General features: G+C 61.7%; 18 protein-coding genes and 1 pseudogene. 5 read left to right on the top strand and 14 right to left on the bottom strand.

All coding sequences use genetic code 11. The features are described 5' to 3' along the window. The 3 genes from G1E_RS21285 to G1E_RS21275 all read left to right on the top strand — a co-directional run. The coding region (locus G1E_RS21285; RefSeq protein ID WP_047150080.1) for a YqaJ viral recombinase family protein at window positions 1–720 on the top strand (720 nt) is incomplete at its 5' end. A gap of 87 nt (window positions 721–807) precedes the next feature. Beyond that, window positions 808–1,701 carry a hypothetical protein gene (locus G1E_RS21280; protein ID WP_009683520.1) on the top strand — a complete coding sequence of 298 codons (894 nt, stop codon included), beginning with the start codon at window positions 808–810 and terminating at the stop codon, window positions 1,699–1,701. Between the two features lie 56 nt (window positions 1,702–1,757). Next, window positions 1,758–1,946 (top strand): hypothetical protein, encoded by a 189-nt coding sequence (locus tag G1E_RS21275; RefSeq protein ID WP_009683519.1) that lies wholly within the window; start codon window positions 1,758–1,760, stop codon window positions 1,944–1,946. Window positions 1,947–2,275: 329 nt separating this feature from the next. Here G1E_RS21275 and G1E_RS30285 read toward each other — a convergent pair. Further along, a pseudogene (locus G1E_RS30285) lies at window positions 2,276–2,460 on the bottom strand (transcriptional regulator); the annotation flags it as partial. 151 nt (window positions 2,461–2,611) lie between these two features. Then, entirely contained in the window at window positions 2,612–3,301 is a 690-nt protein-coding gene (locus tag G1E_RS21265) for an isochorismatase family protein (protein WP_009683518.1), read from the bottom strand. Between the two features lie 124 nt (window positions 3,302–3,425). Between G1E_RS21265 and G1E_RS21260 the strand changes: the two genes are divergently transcribed. Then, window positions 3,426–4,337 (top strand): LysR family transcriptional regulator, encoded by a 912-nt coding sequence (locus G1E_RS21260; RefSeq protein WP_009683517.1) that lies wholly within the window; start codon window positions 3,426–3,428, stop codon window positions 4,335–4,337. Here G1E_RS21260 and G1E_RS21255 read toward each other — a convergent pair. From G1E_RS21255 to G1E_RS21200, 12 genes are all read right to left on the bottom strand, one after another. Continuing rightward, window positions 4,328–5,809, bottom strand: a complete 1,482-nt coding sequence (locus G1E_RS21255) for an NCS1 family transporter (RefSeq protein ID WP_023101486.1) — start codon at window positions 5,807–5,809, stop codon at window positions 4,328–4,330. The genes G1E_RS21260 and G1E_RS21255 overlap by 10 nt on opposite strands. A 142-nt stretch (window positions 5,810–5,951) precedes the next feature. Next, window positions 5,952–7,712, bottom strand: coding sequence for a hydantoinase B/oxoprolinase family protein (locus G1E_RS21250; protein WP_009683515.1), 1,761 nt, complete (start codon window positions 7,710–7,712; stop codon window positions 5,952–5,954). Between the two features lie 17 nt (window positions 7,713–7,729). Then, entirely contained in the window at window positions 7,730–9,820 is a 2,091-nt protein-coding gene (locus G1E_RS21245) for a hydantoinase/oxoprolinase family protein (RefSeq protein WP_023101487.1), read from the bottom strand. Window positions 9,821–9,937: 117 nt separating this feature from the next. Then, complete coding sequence (locus G1E_RS21240; RefSeq protein WP_009683512.1) at window positions 9,938–11,263, bottom strand: MFS transporter; 1,326 nt, start codon at window positions 11,261–11,263, stop codon at window positions 9,938–9,940. Between the two features lie 120 nt (window positions 11,264–11,383). Further along, the gene (locus G1E_RS21235) at window positions 11,384–12,640 is read right to left on the bottom strand and encodes a beta-ketoacyl synthase N-terminal-like domain-containing protein (protein ID WP_009683511.1); all 1,257 of its coding nucleotides are present in this window, start codon (window positions 12,638–12,640) and stop codon (window positions 11,384–11,386) included. 210 nt (window positions 12,641–12,850) lie between these two features. Beyond that, window positions 12,851–14,092 (bottom strand): cytosine deaminase, encoded by a 1,242-nt coding sequence (codA, locus tag G1E_RS21230; RefSeq protein ID WP_033959459.1) that lies wholly within the window; start codon window positions 14,090–14,092, stop codon window positions 12,851–12,853. 4 nt (window positions 14,093–14,096) lie between these two features. Continuing rightward, window positions 14,097–15,314: a PucR family transcriptional regulator gene (locus tag G1E_RS21225; RefSeq protein ID WP_009683508.1), complete on the bottom strand. Its 1,218-nt coding sequence runs from the start codon at window positions 15,312–15,314 to the stop codon at window positions 14,097–14,099. After that, a complete protein-coding gene (gene codB / locus G1E_RS21220) occupies window positions 15,311–16,576 on the bottom strand; it encodes a cytosine permease (RefSeq protein ID WP_023101490.1) in 1,266 nt (421 codons plus the stop codon). The genes G1E_RS21225 and codB overlap by 4 nt, the downstream gene beginning before the upstream one ends. A gap of 141 nt (window positions 16,577–16,717) precedes the next feature. Next, window positions 16,718–17,557: a DUF2950 family protein gene (locus G1E_RS21215; protein ID WP_079279884.1), complete on the bottom strand. Its 840-nt coding sequence runs from the start codon at window positions 17,555–17,557 to the stop codon at window positions 16,718–16,720. A gap of 67 nt (window positions 17,558–17,624) precedes the next feature. After that, window positions 17,625–18,632, bottom strand: a complete 1,008-nt coding sequence (locus G1E_RS21210; RefSeq protein WP_009683505.1) for an inovirus-type Gp2 protein — start codon at window positions 18,630–18,632, stop codon at window positions 17,625–17,627. Between the two features lie 337 nt (window positions 18,633–18,969). Next, window positions 18,970–19,200: an AlpA family transcriptional regulator gene (locus G1E_RS21205; protein WP_009683504.1), complete on the bottom strand. Its 231-nt coding sequence runs from the start codon at window positions 19,198–19,200 to the stop codon at window positions 18,970–18,972. A gap of 69 nt (window positions 19,201–19,269) precedes the next feature. Continuing rightward, complete coding sequence (locus G1E_RS21200; protein ID WP_009683503.1) at window positions 19,270–20,577, bottom strand: hypothetical protein; 1,308 nt, start codon at window positions 20,575–20,577, stop codon at window positions 19,270–19,272. A gap of 219 nt (window positions 20,578–20,796) precedes the next feature. Here G1E_RS21200 and G1E_RS21195 point away from each other — a divergent pair, with 219 nt between their 5' ends. Continuing rightward, window positions 20,797–21,471 carry a hypothetical protein gene (locus tag G1E_RS21195; RefSeq protein WP_009683502.1) on the top strand — a complete coding sequence of 225 codons (675 nt, stop codon included), beginning with the start codon at window positions 20,797–20,799 and terminating at the stop codon, window positions 21,469–21,471. Window positions 21,472–21,742 lie beyond the last annotated feature (271 nt).

The following is a 21,742-nucleotide window of genomic DNA, read 5'->3' as shown; positions in this document are numbered from 1 at the left end:
AGCAAGCGCACCAAGAACAAGGTCCGCCGCATTAACGCCGTGCTACAGCATCCGGATCCGGAGCTGCCCTGGATGCTGGCCAACATCGACCGTGAGGTAATCGGTGCCGACGATGTGCAGATCCTCGAATGCAAGACCGCCGGCATAAACGGGGCACGTCTCTGGAAGGAAGGCATCCCCGAGTATGTCGAGCTTCAGGTGATGCACCAGCTCGCCGTCACTGGCAAGCAGGCTGCGGATGTAGCCGTGCTGCTTGGTGGCCAGACGCTGGAGATCCACCGCATTGAGCGGGACGAGCAGATGATTGCTCGCCTGATCGAGCTGGAGTGCAAGTTCTGGCGCTACGTGGAGACCGACACACCACCGCCAGCCGACGGGACGGCATCCGCGGAGGCAGCGCTACGCTGCCTGTATCCGGAGGACAACGGTCAGGTAGTCAACTTCAGCAGCCATGCTGGGCTGACTGCCGCCTATATCGAACTGAAGGCCCTGCGGCAGTCGATGGCCGACAAGGAAAAGCGCGAGGCCGAGCTCAAGCAGATGCTGCAGCAGGCCATGGGCGACGCCAGTCGCGCGGAGTTCTCCAGCGGCTACGTCAGTTGGCGCAAGGCCAAGGACAACATCGGTTTCGATGTCGCGCAACTGCTCAAGGACAAGCCGTACCTGCAGGCCAAGTATCCGTTGCTGAAGCCCGGTGCGCGGCGCTTCCTGGTCGGCTGATTTCCTCCTCCATCACCCCTTCCCCCTTGGCCAGTCCATGCAGTTCGCGCTGCGTGGCTGGCCTTTTTCATTTCCAGGAGCACCACCATGTTGAAAGGTCTCGCACTCATCCCTCCCGCACTCGGTCGCATCTCCATTGGCAAGGTCGTCGAGAAAAACGGTAAGCGTCTTCCGGAGAAGGATGACCAGTTCACCATCACGTCCCAAGTGCAGGGCCGGGATGGCTGGCTGTTGCACCCGCTCAACGATGAACTGCGTCAGGGCAAGGACGACAAGCTGCGTAGCATCCCGGTACGTCTGCTGTTCAACGAACCGGAATTGAACTTTCGCGCCGACTACACCCTGTTCGACCGGCAGTCGGGACGGCCACTGTGCGTCGGTAATGGCGAAACCTGCAAGCGCGTCACTCAGGACGGTATGCAATCGCTGCCCTGCCCTTCGCCGGATGCCTGCCCGCTGGCCAAGGGTAATGCCTGCAGGCCCTATGGCCGGCTGAACGTGGTCATTGGCGAGGAGGATCCGCTGGGCACCTTCGTGTTCCGCACCACCGGCTTCAACAGCATCCGCACCCTGGCAGCCCGGCTACATTACTTCCAGGCCATTTCCGGCAATCGCTTGGCCTGCCTGCCGCTGGAGCTGCGCCTACGCGGCAAGTCGACGCGCCAGAGCCACGGCACCCCGATCTTCTACGTCGACCTCACGGTACGCAACGGCATGGGCATGGCTGAAGCTCTGCAGCAGGCGGGCGAGCTCGCGGCGCAACGGCAAACCGCCGGCTTCGATCAAGGGGCGCTGGATGAGGCAGCCCGCCGGGGCTTCGGCAATGGCGCCTTTGAGGACAGCGAAGAAGACAGTCACGCCGTGATCGAGGAGTTCTTCACCGCCCCAGAGCCAGCCAGCTCGACCGCCCCCGTTGATTCACAGGCGGCGCCCAAATTCCTCGCAGACAAACTGGAAGCCCTCGCCTCACAGCCCCACTGAATCCCACCTGCCTGCGCTGCCGTCATCGGCCAGGCAGGTTTTCTTGGAGACTCACTATGCTTCTACTTCGATTTCTACTCCACCTGCTCATCTTCATCGGCGCGCTCGCGGCCGCTGCTACGGTGGTGCTGAGCATCTTGCTCATGCTGCGCTTCCCGCCGCTGCTGCTCGCCGTGGTCCTGGCCTGCTGGATGCTGAATCGCCTGCTCAGATTGCTCTGCCCACGCCCGGGCAATCCCTGCTGAAAACCCCCAGCGACAACCGCCAACCAGTCATCACCAGCGGCTGTGCATTCGGCCGTTATTACCACGAGGAACCATGATCAGATGCTTAATCTGCGAGTCCAAGGCCATTCTGACGCGGGACGTTGCCAAGGGCATCGCCCTGCTGGTCAGCCTGGCCGACAGTGCATTGCAGGGGGCTCAGGAGGCGGACACAGATACCCCAACCCTGGGGTCGCCAAATATCACTTCGGAGGGTTCAGGTATTTGTGCCTGCGCTGTGGATCGCTGTTCGATGAGCCGGGTACAGAGGAGGCGTCCGAGCCCGCCATGTAGTCGCCATGATTCAGCGCTCAGTCCTGGCCGAGCCGGGCAACCAGGCGCTCCACCATGTCCATGACAAGCTCACGGTCTGCCGCTGTCAGCCGGGAAAGAAGGTCATGGAGCCTGCGGGCCTGGTCCTCCGGGCGGGAGCTCCCTCGGTCAGCAGGTCGGCTGTTTCGCAGTTGAAGATAGTTGCCAGCTCGACCAGACGCTCATGATGATTCTTGGGAGGACCGACCTTAACAATCGCTTAGCTTGCAATCAATGAGCCTGGCGTACAGGTGTGTTTCAGCCATGCGGCTGGACAAACGCAACGCGCCATGCTGAAGCCCGGCTTCAGCATGGCGCGGGTCACACCCGGGCGGTCAACGTTTGCCAATGCTAGCCAGGTAATCCAGGCAGCTGTCGACGGTTTCCACGTCGGCGAACTTGGCATCAATGTCAAACAGGTTCCAGGCCACCGCGCCCGGTACCCGGTCGCCGATGCACTCTTTCACGGCGATGGTGCGGAAGCCTTCGGCCAGGCCGTCGCACAGGGTGGTACGCACGCAAGCCGAGGCCGTCACGCCGGTCACCAGGATGGTGTCGACCCCTGCCGAGCGCAGGTACCCGGCCAGCGAGGTGCCGCTGAACGAACTGGCGCGCTTCTTCACCAGCACGAACTCGCCATCGACTGGCGCGATGCGCGAGTCGATCGCCCAGAGGTTCTCATCGGCCTGGTTGACCACGTCCACCGGGATCTTGTTGTGCCACTGGCCCATGTCGGTGTTGGGGTCATGGCGGTCGGTGTTCTGGTAGCAGGTGGTGACGTGGACGATCGGGAAGTGGTTGGCACGGAACACCTTCATCAGGCGCTGCACGCCGGGGATGATTTCGTCGTCGATCTTTTCGCAGGTGAACGGGTTGCCTGGGCGGGTCCAGGCGTTGGCCAGGTCGACGTTGATCAGCGCCGGGCGCTTGCCGAAGCCGATACGGCGCTGGAAGCCACGCTCCTTGTAGAGCTTGGTCGATTCTTCGAAGGCGCGTTCGAGCATGGTCATCAGGTCTTGCGACATAGTGAATCTCCCCAGTGGGTCGTTGTGAGCGGTTCGGCAAGGAAGGTTTGCCTTGACCTGGAACTCACGATAATCTCGGCCACTGATGACATCCAATTCATTGTTGGCGAGCATTGATACCAAAATGAGCATTAATATCCGCTTTGATCTCAAGCAGATAAAAGCCTTCGTCCGCGTCGCGCAACTGCTGCATTTCAAGCGCGCCGCCGATGCCCTGTTCATCACCCAGCCGGCTTTGAGCCGCCTGATCAAGGCGCTGGAAAGCGAGCTGGGGGCGGAGTTGTTCATGCGCACCACGCGCCATGTGGCGCTGACCGAGGCCGGTCGGCTGTTCTTGCAGGAATGCCAGCAGGTGTTCCGCCATATCGAACGCGGTATCGACCTGGCGCGTAGCGCCGCGGCGGGGGACATCGGCCACCTGACCGTGGCCTACAACGACTTCGCCATCAACGGCGCGCTGCCGGGCATTCTCGAGCGCTTCAAGGACCTGCACCCGGATGTGACCGTGGAGTTGCTGTACATGCCCTCTCACGAGCAGTACAAGGCGATCCGCGATTGCCTGATCGACGTGGGGTTCCTGCTGGGGCCAATGACCGAGCCGGACATCGCCTCATTGCCGGTGAACCAGGAACGCATGGTGGCAATTCTGCCGTCACGGCACCCGCTGGCCGGACAGGCCACTTTGCGCATCGAACAGTTGCGCGACGAGCGCTTCATCTTCGGTGCGCCCAGTGGCTGGAGCCTGTTCCGCGACCAGGCGTTTCAGCTGTGCCAGCGCGCCGGTTTCAGCCCGAACATTCACCAGGAGGCCACCACCAGCATCGGTATCCTCGGGCTGGTGGCGGCCAACATGGGGGTGTCGCTGTATTCGGAATGCGCCTACCGGATCCAGCGCGAAGGCGTGGTCATCGTGCCGCTGCAGGACGAGCATGCCCAGGTGCAGACCATCGCCGCGTGGAACGAGGAATACCAGAGCCCTACCGCCGCGCGTTTCAAAGCCCTACTAGGGCACCGAGCTGCGGAGCTTCACGCCTGATCTGATGGCGTAAGGCCGAAGCGATCGGTACTGGCATCGTAGCGCCAGTCGTGGCCGACACTGCTGGCCAGCCACTGCGCGCCATTGCCGGTGAGCTCTTGCTGGGGATAGCGCCGAACGATCCAGAACTTCATCAGCATGGCATGGATCACCAAACCGCTGACGAAACCGACTACAAATGCCCAGTCACCGGAACAGTACGCCAACACGCTGGCCGCAGCCCACGCTAACAAGCCGGCAGGGTTGAAACCGCGCCAATAGTGGAATTGCCCTTGCAGCTCATACAACTGCGGCACGTTCAACCGGCGTCGCCGAATCAGGTAATAGTCAGCCACCATGATCCCGCCAATTGCCGAGAGGAACGATCCATACGAAAACAGGAAGGCGAACAGGTTATCGAGGATGGCCCACGGCATCGAAAGTGTACCGATGACTCCCGCGATCATCACTGCAGTCGGGTATCTGACTCGTGGTGCTCCAGCATTGACGAAGGTCAGCGCCGCCGGGATCAGGTTGGCTGCAGTATTGGTCGACCACTGTGCCAGCACCACCAGGACCATCAGCACGACCAGGCTCAGCCCGGTGCTCTGGGCCTGGATGACATTGATTGGATTCCAGTCTCCGGCGGCGACGAAAGATGCCGCGCCAATGACCGCGATCCAGGTCTGAGTCAGCGGTAATGCGACCAGTTGAGCAAGAAAGATATGCCGGTTACGAGACAGGAACCCCCGAGCATTGACTGGTGTCCGCACGTAACGGGTGATATTGGGAATGTCGATGGCCAAGGTCGACCAGAAAGCCACGTTAGCCAGGAACAGGGTAATGATGGTCAGCTGCTTGTCGCCGACGAACGTCCAGATATTGACCCCTTTGGTGACTGCCAGCACATCGAGGGTCAGGTACATCCAAACCGAGATGGCAATGATCGCCGGCGCTGCTATGGACGAGAGAAACTCTACCGCCTTGATACCCAGCGCGGTATTGATGATTTGCACCACTGCGAAGATCACATACCACAAGGCCCAGTTGTCGAACCCGGTCAAGTACTCGACGATACCGCTCAGGGCCAGGGCGCCGAGGTAGGTCTGGATACCGAACCAGATCGCCGCGACCAGGCCGCGAAACAATGACGGAATGTGTGTGCCATGCACGCCGAACGGCGCTCGCAAATACACCGCGAAAGACAAACCATGTTCGGTACCGATGTCCGCGGTCAGGGTCATCAGTAGCGCCAGGACGATGTTGGCCAGCAGAATGATCGCTACGACCTGTGGCAGCGGCAGGCCGGCAACACCCGTAGCACCCAGCTGGAAGGTGGCGATCATGAACGCGATACCGATCCAGATCCAGGTGAAACCCAGGGTACCGATCGAGCGATGTCGTCGTTGTACCGGAAGAATCGACGGTTCCAACAGGTTGTGACGGGAGACGGCCGGAGTCGGTGAGACAGAAGTCAATTCGGGGCTGTTCATCGAAGCACCTGTGCATGAATGGAAGGCGCAACCTACCTGCCATGGCGATGGCCGCAGGCTCTTGGGGAAAGGAACGAACGTGGGCAACGGCCTTTGCTGGCGAATAGCAACCCAGCAAAGGCTGCGGCGGGCAGACCTGTGGTCAGCCCTGCAGTTGCTGGCGCCGGGCGCGGGTGGCCTCGATGTCCAGGCGCACCTGCTCGTCGAGCACCACTCCGTACACCTCAAAGGCCTGTTCGAGGCTGCAGAAGTCATCCAGCACGTCTTCGCGCACCTGCTCGGCACTGCGTTCTAGCGGGTTGCCATAGCCACCGCCACAGGGCGAGTAGTAGGCCATCACATCCCCCGCCTTGGACGCGTACCCGGAGAACTTCGACGGCATCGACACCACCTGCCCGGGGCTGGCGACATTGTAGATCTCGGTCTTGCCTACCACCCCGTCGCAGCCACCGAACACCCCCCAGGGCACATCGAAATGCCGTTCGCTTTCGTGGGTGATGAAGCCCGCCGTGAGCACCCGCTGGGCCTTTACCACACCGATGCCACCGCGGTACTTGCCAGCGCCTGGCTGCACATCGTCACGCAGCTCGTAGCGGTCGCAGATCATCGGCAGGTGCATCCCCAGGTCTTCGATGGGGTTGTTGCGGGTGTTGGCCATCAGGTTGTCGATGGCATCGGGCCCGTCGGATTTCGGCCGCCCGCCGTATGCCCCTTCGTTGACTTCGAGGAATACCCAATAGTCGCCATCGGCCTTCACCCCGGAATAGGCAGCGAAGGAGATCGACGCCGAGCTGCCGGCGATCACCCGCTCCGGCAGCACCGGGGCCAGGGCCTTGATGATGAGATCGATCATCCGGTTGCACTGGGTGAAGCGCGCCTCGGCAGCGGCTGGGAACACTGGGTTGAAAATCGTGCCCAGCGGCGCCACGACGCTGATCGGGCGGAACGACCCCTCGTTGGACGGCACCGGGCTGGGCAGCGTGGCAGCGTCGAGCAGCAGCTTGCGGAAGGCGGCGTAGGCGGCCACCTTGCACGAACCTTCGAACGGCACGTTATAGGCGGTTTCGGTTTGCAACGCCGAACCGGTCAGGTCCACCTCCAGGGCATCACCGCTCACTTTTACCGTGACCACCACCGGCAGGCGCCGCTCGCGGTTGCGGCCGTCGTCGTCGAGGAAGCCTTCGGCGCGGTAGTCGCCATCGGGAATCTGCGCGATCTGCTGGCGCATGATGGTTTCGGCGTAGTCGATCAACTGGTTGATCGCGGTAAAGCTGAAGTCCTTGCCGTAGCGGGTCAGTAGTTCCTTGAAGCGCCGGGCGCCCAGCTGCGCCGAGGCCACCTGGGCTTCGATGTCGCGAATCAGCTGGTCGGATGCACGGCTGTTGTAACGGAACATCTGCACCAGCGCTTCGTTGCGCACACCGCGCTCATAGAGCTTGAGCCCGGCCATCAGCATGCCTTCGGCGTACACGTCGCCTACGTCGATGATCAACCCCGGCGTAGCTGCGCCGATGTCGATGTGGTGCGCGGTGTTGCCGGAAAAGCCCACCAGCTCGCCTTCATGGAAAATCGGCACGATCACCGCCAGGTCCGGGCTGTGGCTGGAGCCGTGATAGGGATGGTTGTGCACCACCACATCGCCCTCGTGCCAGGCGCCACCTTGCAGGGTGGCCTCGATGCCGCGCAGGTAGGCCGGGATCGAGCCGATGTGCATCGGCGTGGATTCGGACTCGCAGATGGTCTGGTAGCGGGTGTCGAACAGCCCGGCGCCCATGTCCTGGGACTCGCGGATGATCGATGAGAACGACATGCGGTACAGCACGTGGCCCATCTCTTCGGCGATGGTCTTCAAGGCGCCGCTGATGACTTGCAGGGTGATCGGATCGACCGGTTGCGTATTCATGGCTGTGTCCTCTGGCGTTACTGGCGGGAGATGATCAGGTTGCCGTGGGCGCTCACCCTGGCCACCCAACCCGGCGGCACCAGCGAGGTGGAGTCGTGCTGCATGAGCATGGCCGGGCCTTCGATGTACTGGCCGGCGTGCAGCTTGCTGCGGTCATAGCGTGGCGTGGGCAGGCACTGGCCATCGTCGAACCAGGTGTCGCGCTCGTAAAGGAAGGCCTGGCCGGTGTCGCTGTCGACCGCCGCCGGCAGCGGCTGCCAGGCCAGCTTCTCGGACTGGGAATGGCCGATGACACGCAGGCTGACGACTTCCACCGGGGCATCGGCGTAGCAATAGCCGTAGTCCTGCTCATGCACTTGGTGGAAATGCGCCATGACCTGGGCAATGGCCTGGTGGTCCACCCTGCCGCCAGGGATCAGGGCACGCAACTCGAAGCCCTGACCGTCGTAGCGGCATTCGGCGATGCGGGTCAGCTGCATGCAGGCATCGTCCACGCCATCGTTGCGCAGTTGTTGCCGAACATTGGCTTCCAGTTCCTGCAAGGCGCTTTCGAGCCGATTCAATTGCGTGTCGTCGATGGTATTCAGGGTGCACAGCAACGAGCGCAGGGCCTCGTACTGCAGGTCGGTGGTCAGCAGGCCTGCGGCAGCGGTGATGCCCGGCGCTGGCGGGATGAGCACCGACTTGGCATTGACCTCATCGGCCAGCGCCGGACCATGCACCGGCCCTGCCCCGCCGAACGGCATCAGCACGAAATCGCGGGGGTCGATACCACGGGCCACCGAGTTGGAACGAATGGCCAGGGCCATGTTGTTGTTGACCACCCGCAGGATGCCCAGGGCCGCCCGGTGCACGCTAAGGCCCAACGGCTTGGCGATCTTCGCCTCGATGGCCTGGAACGACAGCGCCGGGTCGATCTTCAGGTCGCCGCCCAGCATCTGGTCCGGGTCCAGACGGCCCAACACGATGTTGGCGTCGGTCACGGTGGGCTCCTCGCCACCGCGGCCGTAACAGGCCGGGCCGGGGTTGGAACCGGCCGAGCGTGGGCCGACCTGGAAGCCACCGGCCGGGTCGATGAAGGCCACCGATCCGCCACCGGCACCGATGGTGATCAGGTCGATCATCGGCACCAGCACCGGGTGCCCGGACACGTAGGAGTCGCGCGGGTTCATCACCTTGATCTGGCCATCGACCAAGGTCGAGATGTCCGCCGAGGTACCACCAATGTCGACGGTGATGATGTTGCGCTCACCGTCGAGCCCAGCGAAGTAATGCCCGCCCATCACGCCACCGGCGGGGCCGGACATGAGGATGTTCACCGGCCGCTCGCAGCAGCTTTCAACGGTGGCCACACCGCCGTTGGACTGCATGATGCGCAGGTCGGCCTGGATGCCGTTTTCACGCAGCTGGCTGGCCAGGTGGGTCAGGTAGTGGGCGGTGCGCGGTCCGACGTAGGCGTTCATGGCCGTGGTGGAAAAGCGCTCGTACTCGCGCATCACGTCCACCACATCGGTGGAGCAGCAGACGAACGCCTCGGGCATCACCTTCTGCACGATGGCCTTGGCGCGCAGCTCATGGGAGCGGTCGAGGAAGGCGTACATGAAGCCGATGATTACGGCCTGCACGCCACGGGCCTTGAGCAACTGCGCGGCCTCGCGGACTTCCTGCTCGTCCAGCGGCGTCTCGACCTGGCCATGGGGCGGTAGGATGCGCTCGTTGATGGCGATGCGGTTACGCCGACGCACCAGCGGTGTGCTCTGCCATGGCACATCGAACTGCAGCGAGAAGTTGTAGGGCCGTTTGTGCCGGCCAATGTGCAGAATGTCGCGGAAGCCCCTGGTGGTGAGCATGCCCACCTCGGCGCCATTGTGTTCGATGGAAATGTTGGTCGCCACCGTAGTGCCATGGACGATCAGGTCCACTTCTTCGGCGCCGATTCCGGCCTTGGCACACAGCTCGAGAATCCCGCGCATCACAGCGATGGACTGGTCTTCGAGGGTGGTGGGGACCTTGTGGGAAAAGATCCGCCGGCCGATGGAGTCGCGCTCCGTGGTTTCCAGGATCAGGTCTGTGTTGGTACCGCCGACATCTACGCCTATACGGGCCATTCTGCGTCACTCCTGGTGATCGCGAATGCACTCGGCAACTGCGCCGCCGAGCCGATTCGCACGTGGGTCTTATGGTTGTTGTTGAGGTGCGGGGGCCCCAAGCGGGGCCTGTTTTTTTTATGCCAAGGGGTTGGCGGGTTGATCGGCGGCGTGGCTCAAGGGGCGCCCCGCCGTCTCCGGCAACGACAGCCCGCCCGCCAGGGCGAACAGGGCGATACCGGCCAGGTAATAGGCCGGCGACAGCGGGTCACCGCTGCGCTCGATCAGCCAGGTGGCGATCAGCGGCGCGGTACCGCCGAACAGCGTGTAGGCCATGTTGTAGGTGATGGCCGAGGCGGTGTAGCGACTGCGGGTGGGGAACACTTCCGACAACAGCACGGCCGTGACCACACCGCACAGCACCGCGCCGATGGCCAACAGGAATGCCCCCGCCAATGCTGGGTAGAACAACCCGGAGCGCGCCAGCAGAAACGCCGGGTAAATGGTCAGCACCAGCCAGGCGGCAGCCGTGACCATGGTCGGGCGCCGGCCAACGCGGTCGGAAAAGCGTCCGGCAAAGGGGCAGCAGGCTGCGGCGAACAGCAAGGTCAGCAAAGAGATCAACAGCGCTGTGGGCTGCGGCTGGCCGCCTTGCAGTTGCAGGTAGGTCACGAAGTAGGTGGTGCACATGTAGAACGACAGCGCGGTCAGCGAGATGAACGCCGCCAGGCAGCACATCGCCCCGCCCTGCTCGCGCAATGTCTGGCCCAGCGGTGCATGCACGGCACGCTCGGCGCTAGCCAGCGCCTTGAACGCCGGCGTCTCGTCCAGGCGCCAGCGCAGGTACAGGCCCACCAGCCCGAGGGGCGCGGCGATCAGAAAGGGCAGGCGCCAACCGAAGGTTGCCATCTGCTCGGCTGTCAGCCAGCGGTTCAGGGCATAGGTGACGATGGCGGCGGCCGCGAACGAGGCGAAGGTCGACACCAGCGCGGCACTGCCATAGCGGGCGCGCTGCCCGGCCGGGGCGTGCTCGATGAGGTAAATGCAGGCACCGGCGTATTCGCCACCGGCGGAAAAACCCTGCACACAGCGGATCAGCGTCAACAGCAACGGGGCGGCCAGGCCGATGCTGGCATAGGTCGGCAGCAGCCCGATCAGGGTGGTGGCTGCGGCCATCAGCAGGATCGTGATCGACAACACCCGGCGCCGCCCGAAATGGTCCCCCAGCATGCCGAACACCAGCCCGCCGAGCGGGCGGAAAGCAAAGGCAACGGCGAACACGGCAAAGGTCTTGAGCAGCGCCGTGGTGCTGTCACCCGAGGGGAAGAACAACTGGGCGATGGTGGTCGCCAGAAAACCATACAGGGCAAAGTCGAACCACTCGACGAAGTTGCCGATGGACGCGGCCCAGACCACGCGTTTCAATTGCTCCGGCGCGACCGGCTGCTGCGACGTACCCGACATATCCACCTCACTGTCTGTTGGAGAACAAGCGATTGGCAGTTCGAAACCTTCACGCAGCGAGTGGGCTGCAGGCGCAGCCCTCAAGCTCAGTCCGGGCGGGCCTCTGGTGGGCCGTCACCGTCAATGTGCGCCCTGCGCCTCCAGCCCCCGACGGCTGAACACCAGCGAGGCATTGGCCCCGCCGAAACCGAAGCTGTTGGACATCACGCAATTCACCTGCTGCCCTTCGCGCACGCTGCGTACCAAGGGCAGCCCCTCGACCTGCGGGTCGAGCTGTTCGATGTTGTGCGAAGCCGCCATGAAACCGTGGCGCATCATCAGCAACGCATAGATCGCCTCGTGCACCCCGGCCGCCCCCAGCGCGTGCCCGCTCAGCGACTTGGTCGAGCTGAACGGCGGCAGTTCACCGTCGAAGGCAGCCAGTGCCGCCTGCAGTTCCACCAGGTCGCCGGCCTGGGTGCTGGTGCCATGGGTATTGAGGTAATCCACCGGTTCGGCGCAACTGGCCAGGGCCATCTGCATGGCGCGCAGTGCGCCGTCGCCGCTGGGGGAAACCATGTCCTGGCCATCGGAGGCAGTGCCATAGCCGATCACTTCGGCGAGGATGGTCGCCCCGCGCGCCTGGGCATGCTCCAGCGCCTCCAGCACCAGCACCCCTGCCCCGCCGCTGATAACGAAGCCATCACGGGCCACGTCATAAGGGCGGCTGGCAGTGGCCGGCCGGTCGTTGTAGCCGGTGGAAAACGCGCCCATGGCGTCGAACATGCAGCTCTGGCTGAAGTGCTCGGCTTCGGCACCGCCAGCAAACACCACATCCTGTTTGCCGAACTGGATCTGCTCGAAGGCGTGGCCGATGCAATGGGCGCTGGTGGCGCAGGCCGAGGCGATGGAATAGTTGAGGCCCTTGATGCCGAAGAAACTGGCCAGGCACGCTGAGACCGTACTGGTCATGGTACGGGGTACACGGTACGGCCCCACCTTGCGTACGCCCTGGCTGTGCAGCAGCTGGTTGGCCTCGACGATGTCTTCGCTGGAGCCGCCACCCGAGCCCATCACGCAGCCGGTGCGGGTGTCGGCCACCTGCTCGGGCGTCAGCCGTGCATCGGCGATGGCATCGGCCATGGCCAGGTAGCCATAGGCTGCGGCATCGCCCATGAAGCGCCGGTGGCGCCGGTCGATGCGCTGAAAGTCGACCTCCAGCCGGCCGCTGACATGGCTGCGCAGCCCCGCTTGCGCATAGGCCAGGTTGAAGGCGATTCCCGAGCGCCCCTGGCGCAATGCCTGGAGGACCTGCGCAGGGCTGTTGCCCAGACATGAGACGATGCCCATGCCGGTCACGACCACGCGGCGTAGCCCGATTGTCTGCTTCGATAACATGCACTGACTCCACAGGTTCAGAACTGTCCGGGCAACCTGGCTGGGTTGCCATGGACTCGAGTCTAAGGGGCGGCTTTGATTCTGATAATTCGTATTTCGTTAGCCATTGATACCGAATTTGGCATCAGTAATTATCCTGCGCCCATGGCAAAGCACCCCGCCCGGCCAAAGCCGGCGGGGCATGATGAATGCCGTTGCTAGAGGGTGGCGTCAGGCAAAGCGTTCGACCTGCGCCGACGTGCGGCGCATCAACACTTTGCCGTTGCGCACCGAAATTAGTGCGTGGCCCTGGCTGCGGACCATCTCGTAATCATCCGGCGCCGACAGCAGCAGCAAGTTGGCCGGCCGCCCGACCTCGATGCCATAACGCTCCCCAAGGTTGAGGGTGCGGGCACTGTTGTCGGTGATCAGATCCAGGCTGCGTTGCAGGTCTTCGTAGCCGAGCATGTGGCAGATGTGCAGCCCGGCTTCGAGAATGCGCAGGATGTTGCCGTTGCCCAGCGGGTACCACGGGTCGACGATGGAGTCCTGGCCGAAGCACACGTTCATCCCGGCGCGGTCGATCTCGGCCACGCGGGTCAGCCCGCGGCGCTTGGGGTAAGTGTCGAAGCGCCCTTGCAGGTGAATGCTCTCGGTCGGGCACGAGATGAAGTTGATGCCCGACATTTTCAGCAGGCGGAACAGCTTGTAGCAGTAAGCGTTGTCATAAGAGCCCATGGCCGTGGTGTGGCTCGCCGTGACCCGAGCGCCCATGCCACGTACCCGGGCCTCTTCGGCCAGCACCTCGAGGAAGCGCGACTGTGGGTCGTCGGTTTCGTCACAGTGCACGTCCACCAGGCAACCGGTGCGCTCAGCCAGCTCCATCAGGAACTTCACCGACGACACACCCTGATCGCGAGTGTTCTCGAAATGCGGAATGCCACCGACCACATCGGCGCCCATGGCCACCGCTTCGGTCATCAGGGCCCGGCCATTGGCGAACGACTCGATGCCCTCCTGGGGGAAGGCGACGATTTGCAGGTCAACCAGGTGGCGTACTTCCTCGCGCACCTCGACCATGGCCTTGAGCGCGGTGAGCTTGGGGTCGGTCACATCCACATGGGTTCGCACGTGCTGAATGCCATGGTCCACCAGCATGTCGATGGTCTTCTTCGAGCGCTGCTTGATGTCGTCGTGGGTGGTGATTTCCTTGCGCTCGGCCCAGCGTTCGATGCCTTCGAACAAGGTGCCGCTCATGTTCCACTTCGGCTCGCCGGCGGTGAGGGTGGCGTCCAGGTGAATGTGCGGCTCGACGAAGGGCGCCACCACCAGGTTCTGTTGGGCGTCCAGGTCGTCGGGGTTGGCCAGCACCGCCACATCGGCCTGGGGCTCGATGGCGGCGATACGGTCGCCGTTCAGTTCGATACGAAACAGGCCCGACTTGCCACGCAGACGGGCGTTGATGATGTTCATGCTGTTACTCCTTGCATTGGGCTTCGCTCATGCGCCATACCAGCATGGCGACCGAAGCGTTCATACGAAATAGCGGGTCGTCGAGTGACTGCCCACTCAGTTGTTCGATACGTTGAATACGTTGGTTGATGGTGTTGCGGTGCAGGCCCAGACGCTGGGCGGCCTTCAGGCCATTGCCGTTTTCCTTGAGCAGGGCGTCGAGGGTATGCACCAGCACATGGGGGTGCTTGCGGCCGGGCGCGATCAGTGGGCCAAGGGTTTCGGCGACGAAGTCGTCGATCAGCGAGCGATCGACGATGCCTTGCAGCAGGCGCAGCACGCCCAACTCGCTGAAGTCGCAGAAACCGTTGGCCGGGCGCAGGTTCTGCGCCACTTCCAAGGCCTGGCGCGCTTCATTGAGCGCCTGGCGGTAGTGGGCGCAATCCTCGGCCAGGCGCGACAGGCCCATGAACAGGCCCAGTTCACCGACCACGCCCGCCAACTGCCGGTGCAGCGCGGCCAGGGTGGCGTGCAGGCCGTGGGCATCGGCCAGTAACAACACGAACAGGTCACCCGGCAATTGCGCGGTCACAGTCCCCGGCCTGCCACGACACCAGGCCTCAAGCTGATCTTCCAGCGCCTGGCGAATGCCCTGCCACACGCGCTCGCCCTGGGCCAGCCCATGGCGCTCGAACAATCCATCGACGCCAGACAGCCGCAGTGTCACCAGGCGCCGTGGCTCGTCCAGCGCCAGCTCAAGGTGCGCGGCCCGCTGCCGAGCGATGGCCAGGCTCGGGTAGTCGCCGGTCAGCAACTGGCCGAGGATGTCATTGCGCGAGCGCCGCACCTGGGTCATCTGCACCAGGGCCGTACCGATCAGGTGAGTGACGACCACCATTTTCAGCGCATACGGCTGCTCGATCAGCGGCAGCCCCAGTTGCTCGGCGCGCTCGATCACTACAGGCGGAATGCCGTGGATGAACGTGCCGCCGGTGAGGATCACCATGCCGGCAATGCCCACGGCGTCGCCATCTTCCACCAGGCTCAGCAGGTTGGCCTCGCCGCGTGGGTGGTTGATGCCGGTGACGAACACCAGCTCGCCGCCCATCACCCACTCGGCAATGCCTTCGTTCTCGGCCACATACGGCCAGCGCACCCGCCGCTGCAGGTTGCGCGCGCCGGCCCGGACGGTCATGTCCTGCAGGCCGGGCAGGTGCAGGATTTCGTCCAGCGCCAGGCTCACGGTTCGACACCCGCCTGGCCCAGCGCCCGGCGCCGGCCGCTCAGTTCAAGCATGACGATGTAGCACAGGGCCGAGGCGCCAATGCCCACCAGCGGCGCGACCCACGGCGAGGCGTAGGCCAGCACCGCACCCAGCGCATAGGACCCGAGGCCCAAGAAGTTGTAGCGCGGCAGCTGCACCGAGGCCAGCGCCGGGTACTTGCCGCGGTGGCGGTACCAGAAGTCGGCCATGATCACCCCACCCACTGGCGGAATGATCGAGCCCAGCAGCACCAGGAACGGGATCAGCATTTCATACATCCCGCCAATCGCCAGCACGATGCCCACCGCTGCCGCGACCAGCGTGGCGATGCGTCGACGCTCGCTGCGCAGCAAGTGGCAGGCCGCTGCCGAAACGTTGTAGATGGTCGGTCCCTGGATGGTCCAGAGGTTCAGGCAGAGCATCACCACCGCCGCGAACGACAGGCCTTGCAGCATCATCACTTCGACGATGTCGGCCTGCTGGTAGACCATCGCGCACCAGGCCCCGGCCACCACCATCAGGCCGTTGCCGAGCAGGAAGGCGACGATGCTGGCCACCACCGCCACCCGCCCGCTGCTCGACAACCGGGTCCAGTTGGTGGCCTGGGTGGCACCGCTGGCGAAGGTGCCGAAGACCATGGTCACCGCTGCCGAGAAGGTCATGGTTTCATGCGGCACCACCGCCGCCAGGCCGGCAAAGCCCCCGGCATCGGCGGTGGCGATATACATCGAAACCAGCAGCAGCGCGAACATCAGCGGCACCGACACCCGCGACAGCAGGTCCAGGCCCTTGAAGCCGATGATCGCGGTAATGCTGAAACCCAGGCCGAACAGCACCATCAGCGGCACGGTGAAACCACCCGCCAGGCCCAGCAACTTGACCAGCACGATCGCCACGGTCGCGGTGCCCCAGGCGTACCAGCCAAGTTCGGCGAAGCCCAGGATGAAGTCGGAAAGCCGGCTGCCCGCCTCGCCGAAACAGAAGCGCCCCATCAGCACGCTGTTCAAGCCGCTGCGCGAGGCGATGAAGGCCAAGGCCGCCGCGTACAACGCCAGCAGCGTGTTGCCGATGGCGGCGACCCACAGCATGTCGACGAAGTTGAAGGCCATGCCCAGCTTGCCACCGGCGAACATGGTGCCGGTGAAGAAGGTAAAGCTGAACAACACCATGGCAATGGGCAGCAGCCCTTTGCGCGAGGATGGCGGGGCTTCGCAAAGCGGGAATTCGGTAGGTGAGCTCATGGCACGGTGCTCCGGGTTGTCGTTGCGACTAGGGGAGCAATATGCGGGCCGCTTTTGCCAAGCGCGAAAAACAGGAAATTTGCGGGCAATCGGCACAACTTTACCTGTTCACCTTGCACACTATTTTGCCGAATTGATGAATTAAACCTGTGCGTTAAGACCTGTTTTGATGCGGGCGCGCACCAACGCGGAACAGCACTGGATAGTTTCCACGCAGCCTGCCGTCGGCGGTGCGCGCCGGCCGTCATTCGCTGGCGCTGACATCCACCTCTTCCAGCTGTCATCCGGATCGAAGCGTTTCATGGCCTTGGCAATCTTGTCGCCCTGTGGCCCCAGATCCTTCTCGAACACCTGGTCGTCGTGGCTGATCATGAAGCTCATGACACCGCTATCGTTGTATTTCGCCGGCCAGGCGACCAGGGCGAAGCCGCGGCTCATCTGGTTGCCGATCAGGTAGCTGTAGGCGCCGCCCGGGGCCGACGAGCCTTGGCCATCAAGGATGCGGAAGTGGTAGCCGTACCAGGCATCGCCCACCACATCCTTGCCGAACAGCGGCCCCAGCGGGCTGATCTCGCCGCCCTCTTCGTCCTCCCAGAACAGGCCGTCATGCTTGCCGGGCGTGCTGAAGATCTGCTGGGCATATTCCAGCGCGCCGTTGCTGTTGCGGTCCTTCGAGGCGTAGTCCATCTGCGCGTCGTGATAGGCTAGGACCGACTGCAATGCAGCCAGCTCGTTACGGCCGATGCGCCGGGCGTGGATTTCGGCGCTGCCGGCCTTGCGGTCGAAGCGCCAGCCGTTGGTAGCCTTGGTCAGCCGAACCAGTTCTGCATCAGATGCACGCTCAGCTAGCTTCCCGACCGTAGCATCCAGTAGCGGCCGAATGCGGCCGACAGTACTTGCCTCAGCGCGAATCGTCTCCAATGACCGTTTCAAAGCGAGTGCAGCCACTGTCCCAGCATCTGTGTCGGACACCTTGCGCATGTCGCGACCATTTAGGCCAGGGTTCAGGTTGGTTTCGCTGAACGGGTGATCGGCCGGCAGGCTGGGCTCATCGACATGTTTGTTCGGCACCTCGCAGGGGAATGGATCGATTAGGAATCCCGGAAACCTTCCTTGCCTGCCCCTTGCGCAAGCAACGAGCTCCTACCGGTTTGAGCCGCAGATGTTGATCATTCTTGACCAGGTAACGCATGGCGCAAAGCACGTTAGCCCGCCCATTCAGGTCCCGCCTGTGGATCAGGCCAAGCCCCAGCCTGTCTTGGTATTTATCTTTTTCGAGGTTGCAGTTGTGGAAGTAGCCCTGACCACGGGTAATACGCTCCCATAGCTCACCGATCCGCTGAGCCCTGTAGATATCGGCACTCACTTCAGCACCGTTAAAGAAGAACGCTGCATGGATGTGATAGCCCCGGTCCTCGCCTTGCTCGACGCTGCAAATGTAGCCAATTTCATGGTCGAAAATTAGGTTGCGTTCACGCTCAGCTATCAGCCGATTCAGATCGTCGAATACGCGCTCCACACGCAACCTCGCCTGGACCTCTGCACGGTAATACAGATCAACCCTGATCACGCAGATCCGGGCGTAGCGATCAAACATGGCATCAACGTAGCGATCGACTTCGACCTCTTGCTGAATCGCCTGGTAGCGCTGATCGTGCTCCCTACGCTTGAATCTCTTTTGGGCAAGGAGTGTACGGATGCACTTGGTCAGCTCGTTCAGCGTCTCACTGGTGCTCAGATAGCGCGTTTCACCCTCGTTCAAGCAGGTGATGCCAAAGGGGCTGCGCTCAATCCCAATGGCCTGGCAGGCTTCCTGAAGAAGGCTCAAGTGCCAGCTGTACTGATACGCCACATCTCCGTCGAGCAGCGCGACCATCTGCACGATCCCATCGAAGTATTTTGAAAGCATGGTTTCTCTGACCTGTTCATCTCCATGCTTTGAATATGAGATTCGGCAGGCCTGGCTATCTGTACGCTGGATGGCGTTGATGAGGCGCTCAATTCGAATTGCGATATCGGACTGGGATTGGAGGGTGTTGGCGTTTTGTTTGGTCATGGCTCTGTACCTGGTGAGTGGTTTCGCATACCAGGTACGGGATGTGTATTTATTAACCGATGACCTAACCCGGAGGCAGGGTGATAGTGCCGGTGTGGTTACTAAAAACTCAGCCTATCGAGTATTGACACGGTGATAGCCTAGAACTATATAACTAGATCCCGCTCCAAGACTCAGCGATCACCCCAGGCTGGCCTGGCAATGGGGAGCAACATTAACGAGCCTGCCGAGAGATTCACCCAATCGCATCCTGGGAGAGTTAGCTGAGAGCGCTGGACTTTCCAAGCGGCATAAACGCCATGACCAGCCTTAGCCGGTCATGGCGTAGGTGATAGTTCTAGCTAGCCATACTCAGGTGGCCGGTGGGGCGCACCGCAGCCCCCTCTGCCAGGTCCCGCTCCTCGATCCTTGCCAGGATCCAGTCATGCACCTCGCTATCGACCCAGCCGACACAGCGGTCGCCCAACGAGACCGGCTTCGGGAAGGTACCTTCCGAGATGTGTTTGTAGATGGTCGATCGGGCAAGACCAGTCGAATCGATGACTTCTTTCAGGCGAATGATCCTCATGAACGGGGCTCCTCATATTCGTTCAGAGGATCTGCAGGAGCAGTAAGAAATAACCTGAAGCCCCGTCACCTACTCGGTTAGCAAGCCAAACTCATAGCGGTTCCACACATCCAGGTCAGCCTCGCTGTCGAACTCACGAAGAAACCCGCCCCGGACATCCTTGTACACAATGCAGCAGTTCTGATTCTCGGGAGCCGGATAGACGATCAGAGAAACGACCTCCAAGGCATCATCGCGCCCTTCTGGCTTTGGCACAGGTATCAGCCTAATCACCTGGGGTTGGTACCCCGACCATGCCTTGCCATTGAACTTCTGCTTCAAATGCTCGGCCCACTCAAACGCCACCTCAAAAAAGTGATCGAGCACTCCAGGCCAGTAGTAGCCAGCCTCGTCCTGCCCCGGCTTACCGACCTTCAGTTGATCTAACTCTCGACCAATCATGCCCTCCAGAGAAGCAGGAATTTCGCCGTACCTTTCGCCTGGCCTTCCCCATGTCAGGGACAGCAGATGCGACGTATACCAGGCCAGCTTGTGATAGAGGACATCCAGCGCAGCAGGTCCCAAAGCGAGAAGAGCTCTTGCTACATCAGGCTGCGTAAGCCCGCTGGTCAACCGTTCATAACGGGACTGCTTAGCTTCCGCGTAAACCAGCACTGCGCAATGAGGGCGCCGCGCCCTCATCTGCGTGTGGTCAAGGTTCAGGTAGTAGGTACTGGGAACCTTGGCTCCAACGAAGAAACCATTGGATACACCCGGCACATGAACACGTATGAAGCCCAGGCTGACTAGTCGCCTCACCTGATGTTTGAGCGCAATCGGATTCAGGCCCGTCATTGCACGAAGCTTCGCCTCCCCCACCCCGGCCACAACCCCGCACTGATCGGCAAAGGTTAAAAGGGCAGCCAAAAGCACTCTCGTGGCTGTCCCCAGGCGTCCACAAGCCCCAGGTGCTGCCGGCCGCCCGTCCTTGCATACCTGTTTGCGCGCAACCTTCTCGCTCCCGGTATCTGTTTCAGGCCGAGGTCCCTCGGCATAAATCTCCGGCTCATTAAAGAGACGCAGGACCAGGTCCCGATGAGTAAGCGAACTACCTCTTGGCTGGGCAAGCAGATCGAGGAGGTATTGCGACGCCTCATATTCCTGCCCCGGACGACCCACCTTGTCAGCCTGTTTTTTGGCCACTAACAGCCCAGCTTCGGCTAACTCCCGCACTGCGTCTCTGACCAATCTATCCGTCAAGCAGAGGAGTCTCGCAACTGGTTTGACCTTGAACGAGGCGGTCAAGAGTGCCTGCTCTCGGCATATCAGGGCTTGCAGGAAAAACCTAGACTCTGCACCAACCTCTAGGTCTTCATAAAAAGCCAGAAGATTAGCCATTTCACCTACCGAAAAACTGGAAATTTAGATCACGTTTTATACCCTATAAAATCAGCTTATCAATATCATGTAACGTATCTGTTAACTACGTCGATAACATGACCGCTAACATTTACAAAAATTCTGATCAACAGACCTACCATCAGGTCATGTAACACCGTCCAGTAGTGAGGCGACTGATCGCACCCTGAATATGGCGACGGAGAAGGAAACTCGAAAATGAGCGAGACCGAAGCAGCACCAGGCTGGCTGAACGAGAAGGACAGAGGAGAGTGGCAATGGGCAGCAAGTTACCTATCGAGCCGGTGCTCTCCGTCGCTGCAAGGCAAGATCAGCTTCCTTGCCGACAGTGGTTTCAGCCATCTGGTCAGATCGATCCATGCCCTCGAATCCGAGGCTGAAGGTGTAAAGCTCATCGAGCGATTGAGAAACGCCATCAGACAAAGGCGGTATCGATTAGCCAAAGGCGGCAGAAAGACTTGCTCCTTCACGCTCCCACTCGAAACCAAGACCACACTCAAAAGCCTCGCCAAAGGGCACAAAACAACCGAAACAGCGCTGATTCAGCGCTTGATCGAAGTCGCCGCCCAGGCAGCCGCAGAACAGAAAGAGGTGATGCGTCGCGACGCTCAAATGGCCAAAGTCACACGCAATGCGCGCAAGCTTACGCAGGAGCTGGACAAAGTTCGGATTGATGAGACCAGAAAGCAGCTGCACCACTGCATGAAGCAGCTCGCGCGGTGGGAAACCTTTCTAAAAGAAGAACTGCCCGAGCTATCCTACGAAGACGAAGCAGCCGCAACAGCTCTTGCAGAACGCCGAATGCGTGTAGTCCAAGAGGCCATCGATGCCTCCGTCGCCAAGCATGAGATGCTGAGCCCGAGGTCAGTCTGAGCAAATTTCGAGCCTGCCACCTAAATCCCAAGCCATGGATCTTCTCAGCGCCCCGACATCCTGAGTTCAAATCCAGCCGCCCGGTATTCCAAATGGTATTCCAGACAAATATCAAACCGAACTTTTCTCATATTTTTCATTAAGATAGGCTATCGTTTCAGATTACCCCGGCCCACCAAATACCAAAAATGAAGACGCCCCCGTGGGTAATCCCAATCAGTCAAGCCTCACTGGCAGCCATTGGGCTGCTTCGCAGCCCATCGCCGGCAAG

The sequence above is a fragment of the Pseudomonas sp. TJI-51 genome (assembly GCF_000190455.2).
In the GTDB taxonomy this organism is placed as follows: Bacteria; Pseudomonadota; Gammaproteobacteria; order Pseudomonadales; family Pseudomonadaceae; genus Aquipseudomonas; species Aquipseudomonas juntendi.
Note: the sequence above shows the minus strand (reverse complement) of the source record. Positions and strands in the feature narration are given on the sequence as shown.

Bases quoted from the DNA above. Each gene is read 5' to 3' on its own strand.
- G1E_RS21280 (WP_009683520.1), top strand. From the start codon at position 808: ATGTTGAAAGGTCTCGCACTCATCCCTCCCGCACTCGGTCGCATCTCC.
- G1E_RS21275 (WP_009683519.1), top strand. From the start codon at position 1,758: ATGCTTCTACTTCGATTTCTACTCCACCTGCTCATCTTCATCGGCGCG.
- G1E_RS21265 (WP_009683518.1), bottom strand. From the start codon at position 3,301: ATGTCGCAAGACCTGATGACCATGCTCGAACGCGCCTTCGAAGAATCG.
- G1E_RS21260 (WP_009683517.1), top strand. From the start codon at position 3,426: ATGAGCATTAATATCCGCTTTGATCTCAAGCAGATAAAAGCCTTCGTC.
- G1E_RS21255 (WP_023101486.1), bottom strand. From the start codon at position 5,809: ATGAACAGCCCCGAATTGACTTCTGTCTCACCGACTCCGGCCGTCTCC.
- G1E_RS21250 (WP_009683515.1), bottom strand. From the start codon at position 7,712: ATGAATACGCAACCGGTCGATCCGATCACCCTGCAAGTCATCAGCGGC.
- G1E_RS21245 (WP_023101487.1), bottom strand. From the start codon at position 9,820: ATGGCCCGTATAGGCGTAGATGTCGGCGGTACCAACACAGACCTGATC.
- G1E_RS21240 (WP_009683512.1), bottom strand. From the start codon at position 11,263: ATGTCGGGTACGTCGCAGCAGCCGGTCGCGCCGGAGCAATTGAAACGC.
- G1E_RS21235 (WP_009683511.1), bottom strand. From the start codon at position 12,640: ATGTTATCGAAGCAGACAATCGGGCTACGCCGCGTGGTCGTGACCGGC.
- codA (WP_033959459.1), bottom strand. From the start codon at position 14,092: ATGAACATCATCAACGCCCGTCTGCGTGGCAAGTCGGGCCTGTTTCGT.
- codB (WP_023101490.1), bottom strand. From the start codon at position 16,576: ATGAGCTCACCTACCGAATTCCCGCTTTGCGAAGCCCCGCCATCCTCG.
- G1E_RS21215 (WP_079279884.1), bottom strand. From the start codon at position 17,557: ATGCGCAAGGTGTCCGACACAGATGCTGGGACAGTGGCTGCACTCGCT.
- G1E_RS21210 (WP_009683505.1), bottom strand. From the start codon at position 18,632: ATGACCAAACAAAACGCCAACACCCTCCAATCCCAGTCCGATATCGCA.
- G1E_RS21205 (WP_009683504.1), bottom strand. From the start codon at position 19,200: ATGAGGATCATTCGCCTGAAAGAAGTCATCGATTCGACTGGTCTTGCC.
- G1E_RS21200 (WP_009683503.1), bottom strand. From the start codon at position 20,577: ATGGCTAATCTTCTGGCTTTTTATGAAGACCTAGAGGTTGGTGCAGAG.
- G1E_RS21195 (WP_009683502.1), top strand. From the start codon at position 20,797: ATGAGCGAGACCGAAGCAGCACCAGGCTGGCTGAACGAGAAGGACAGA.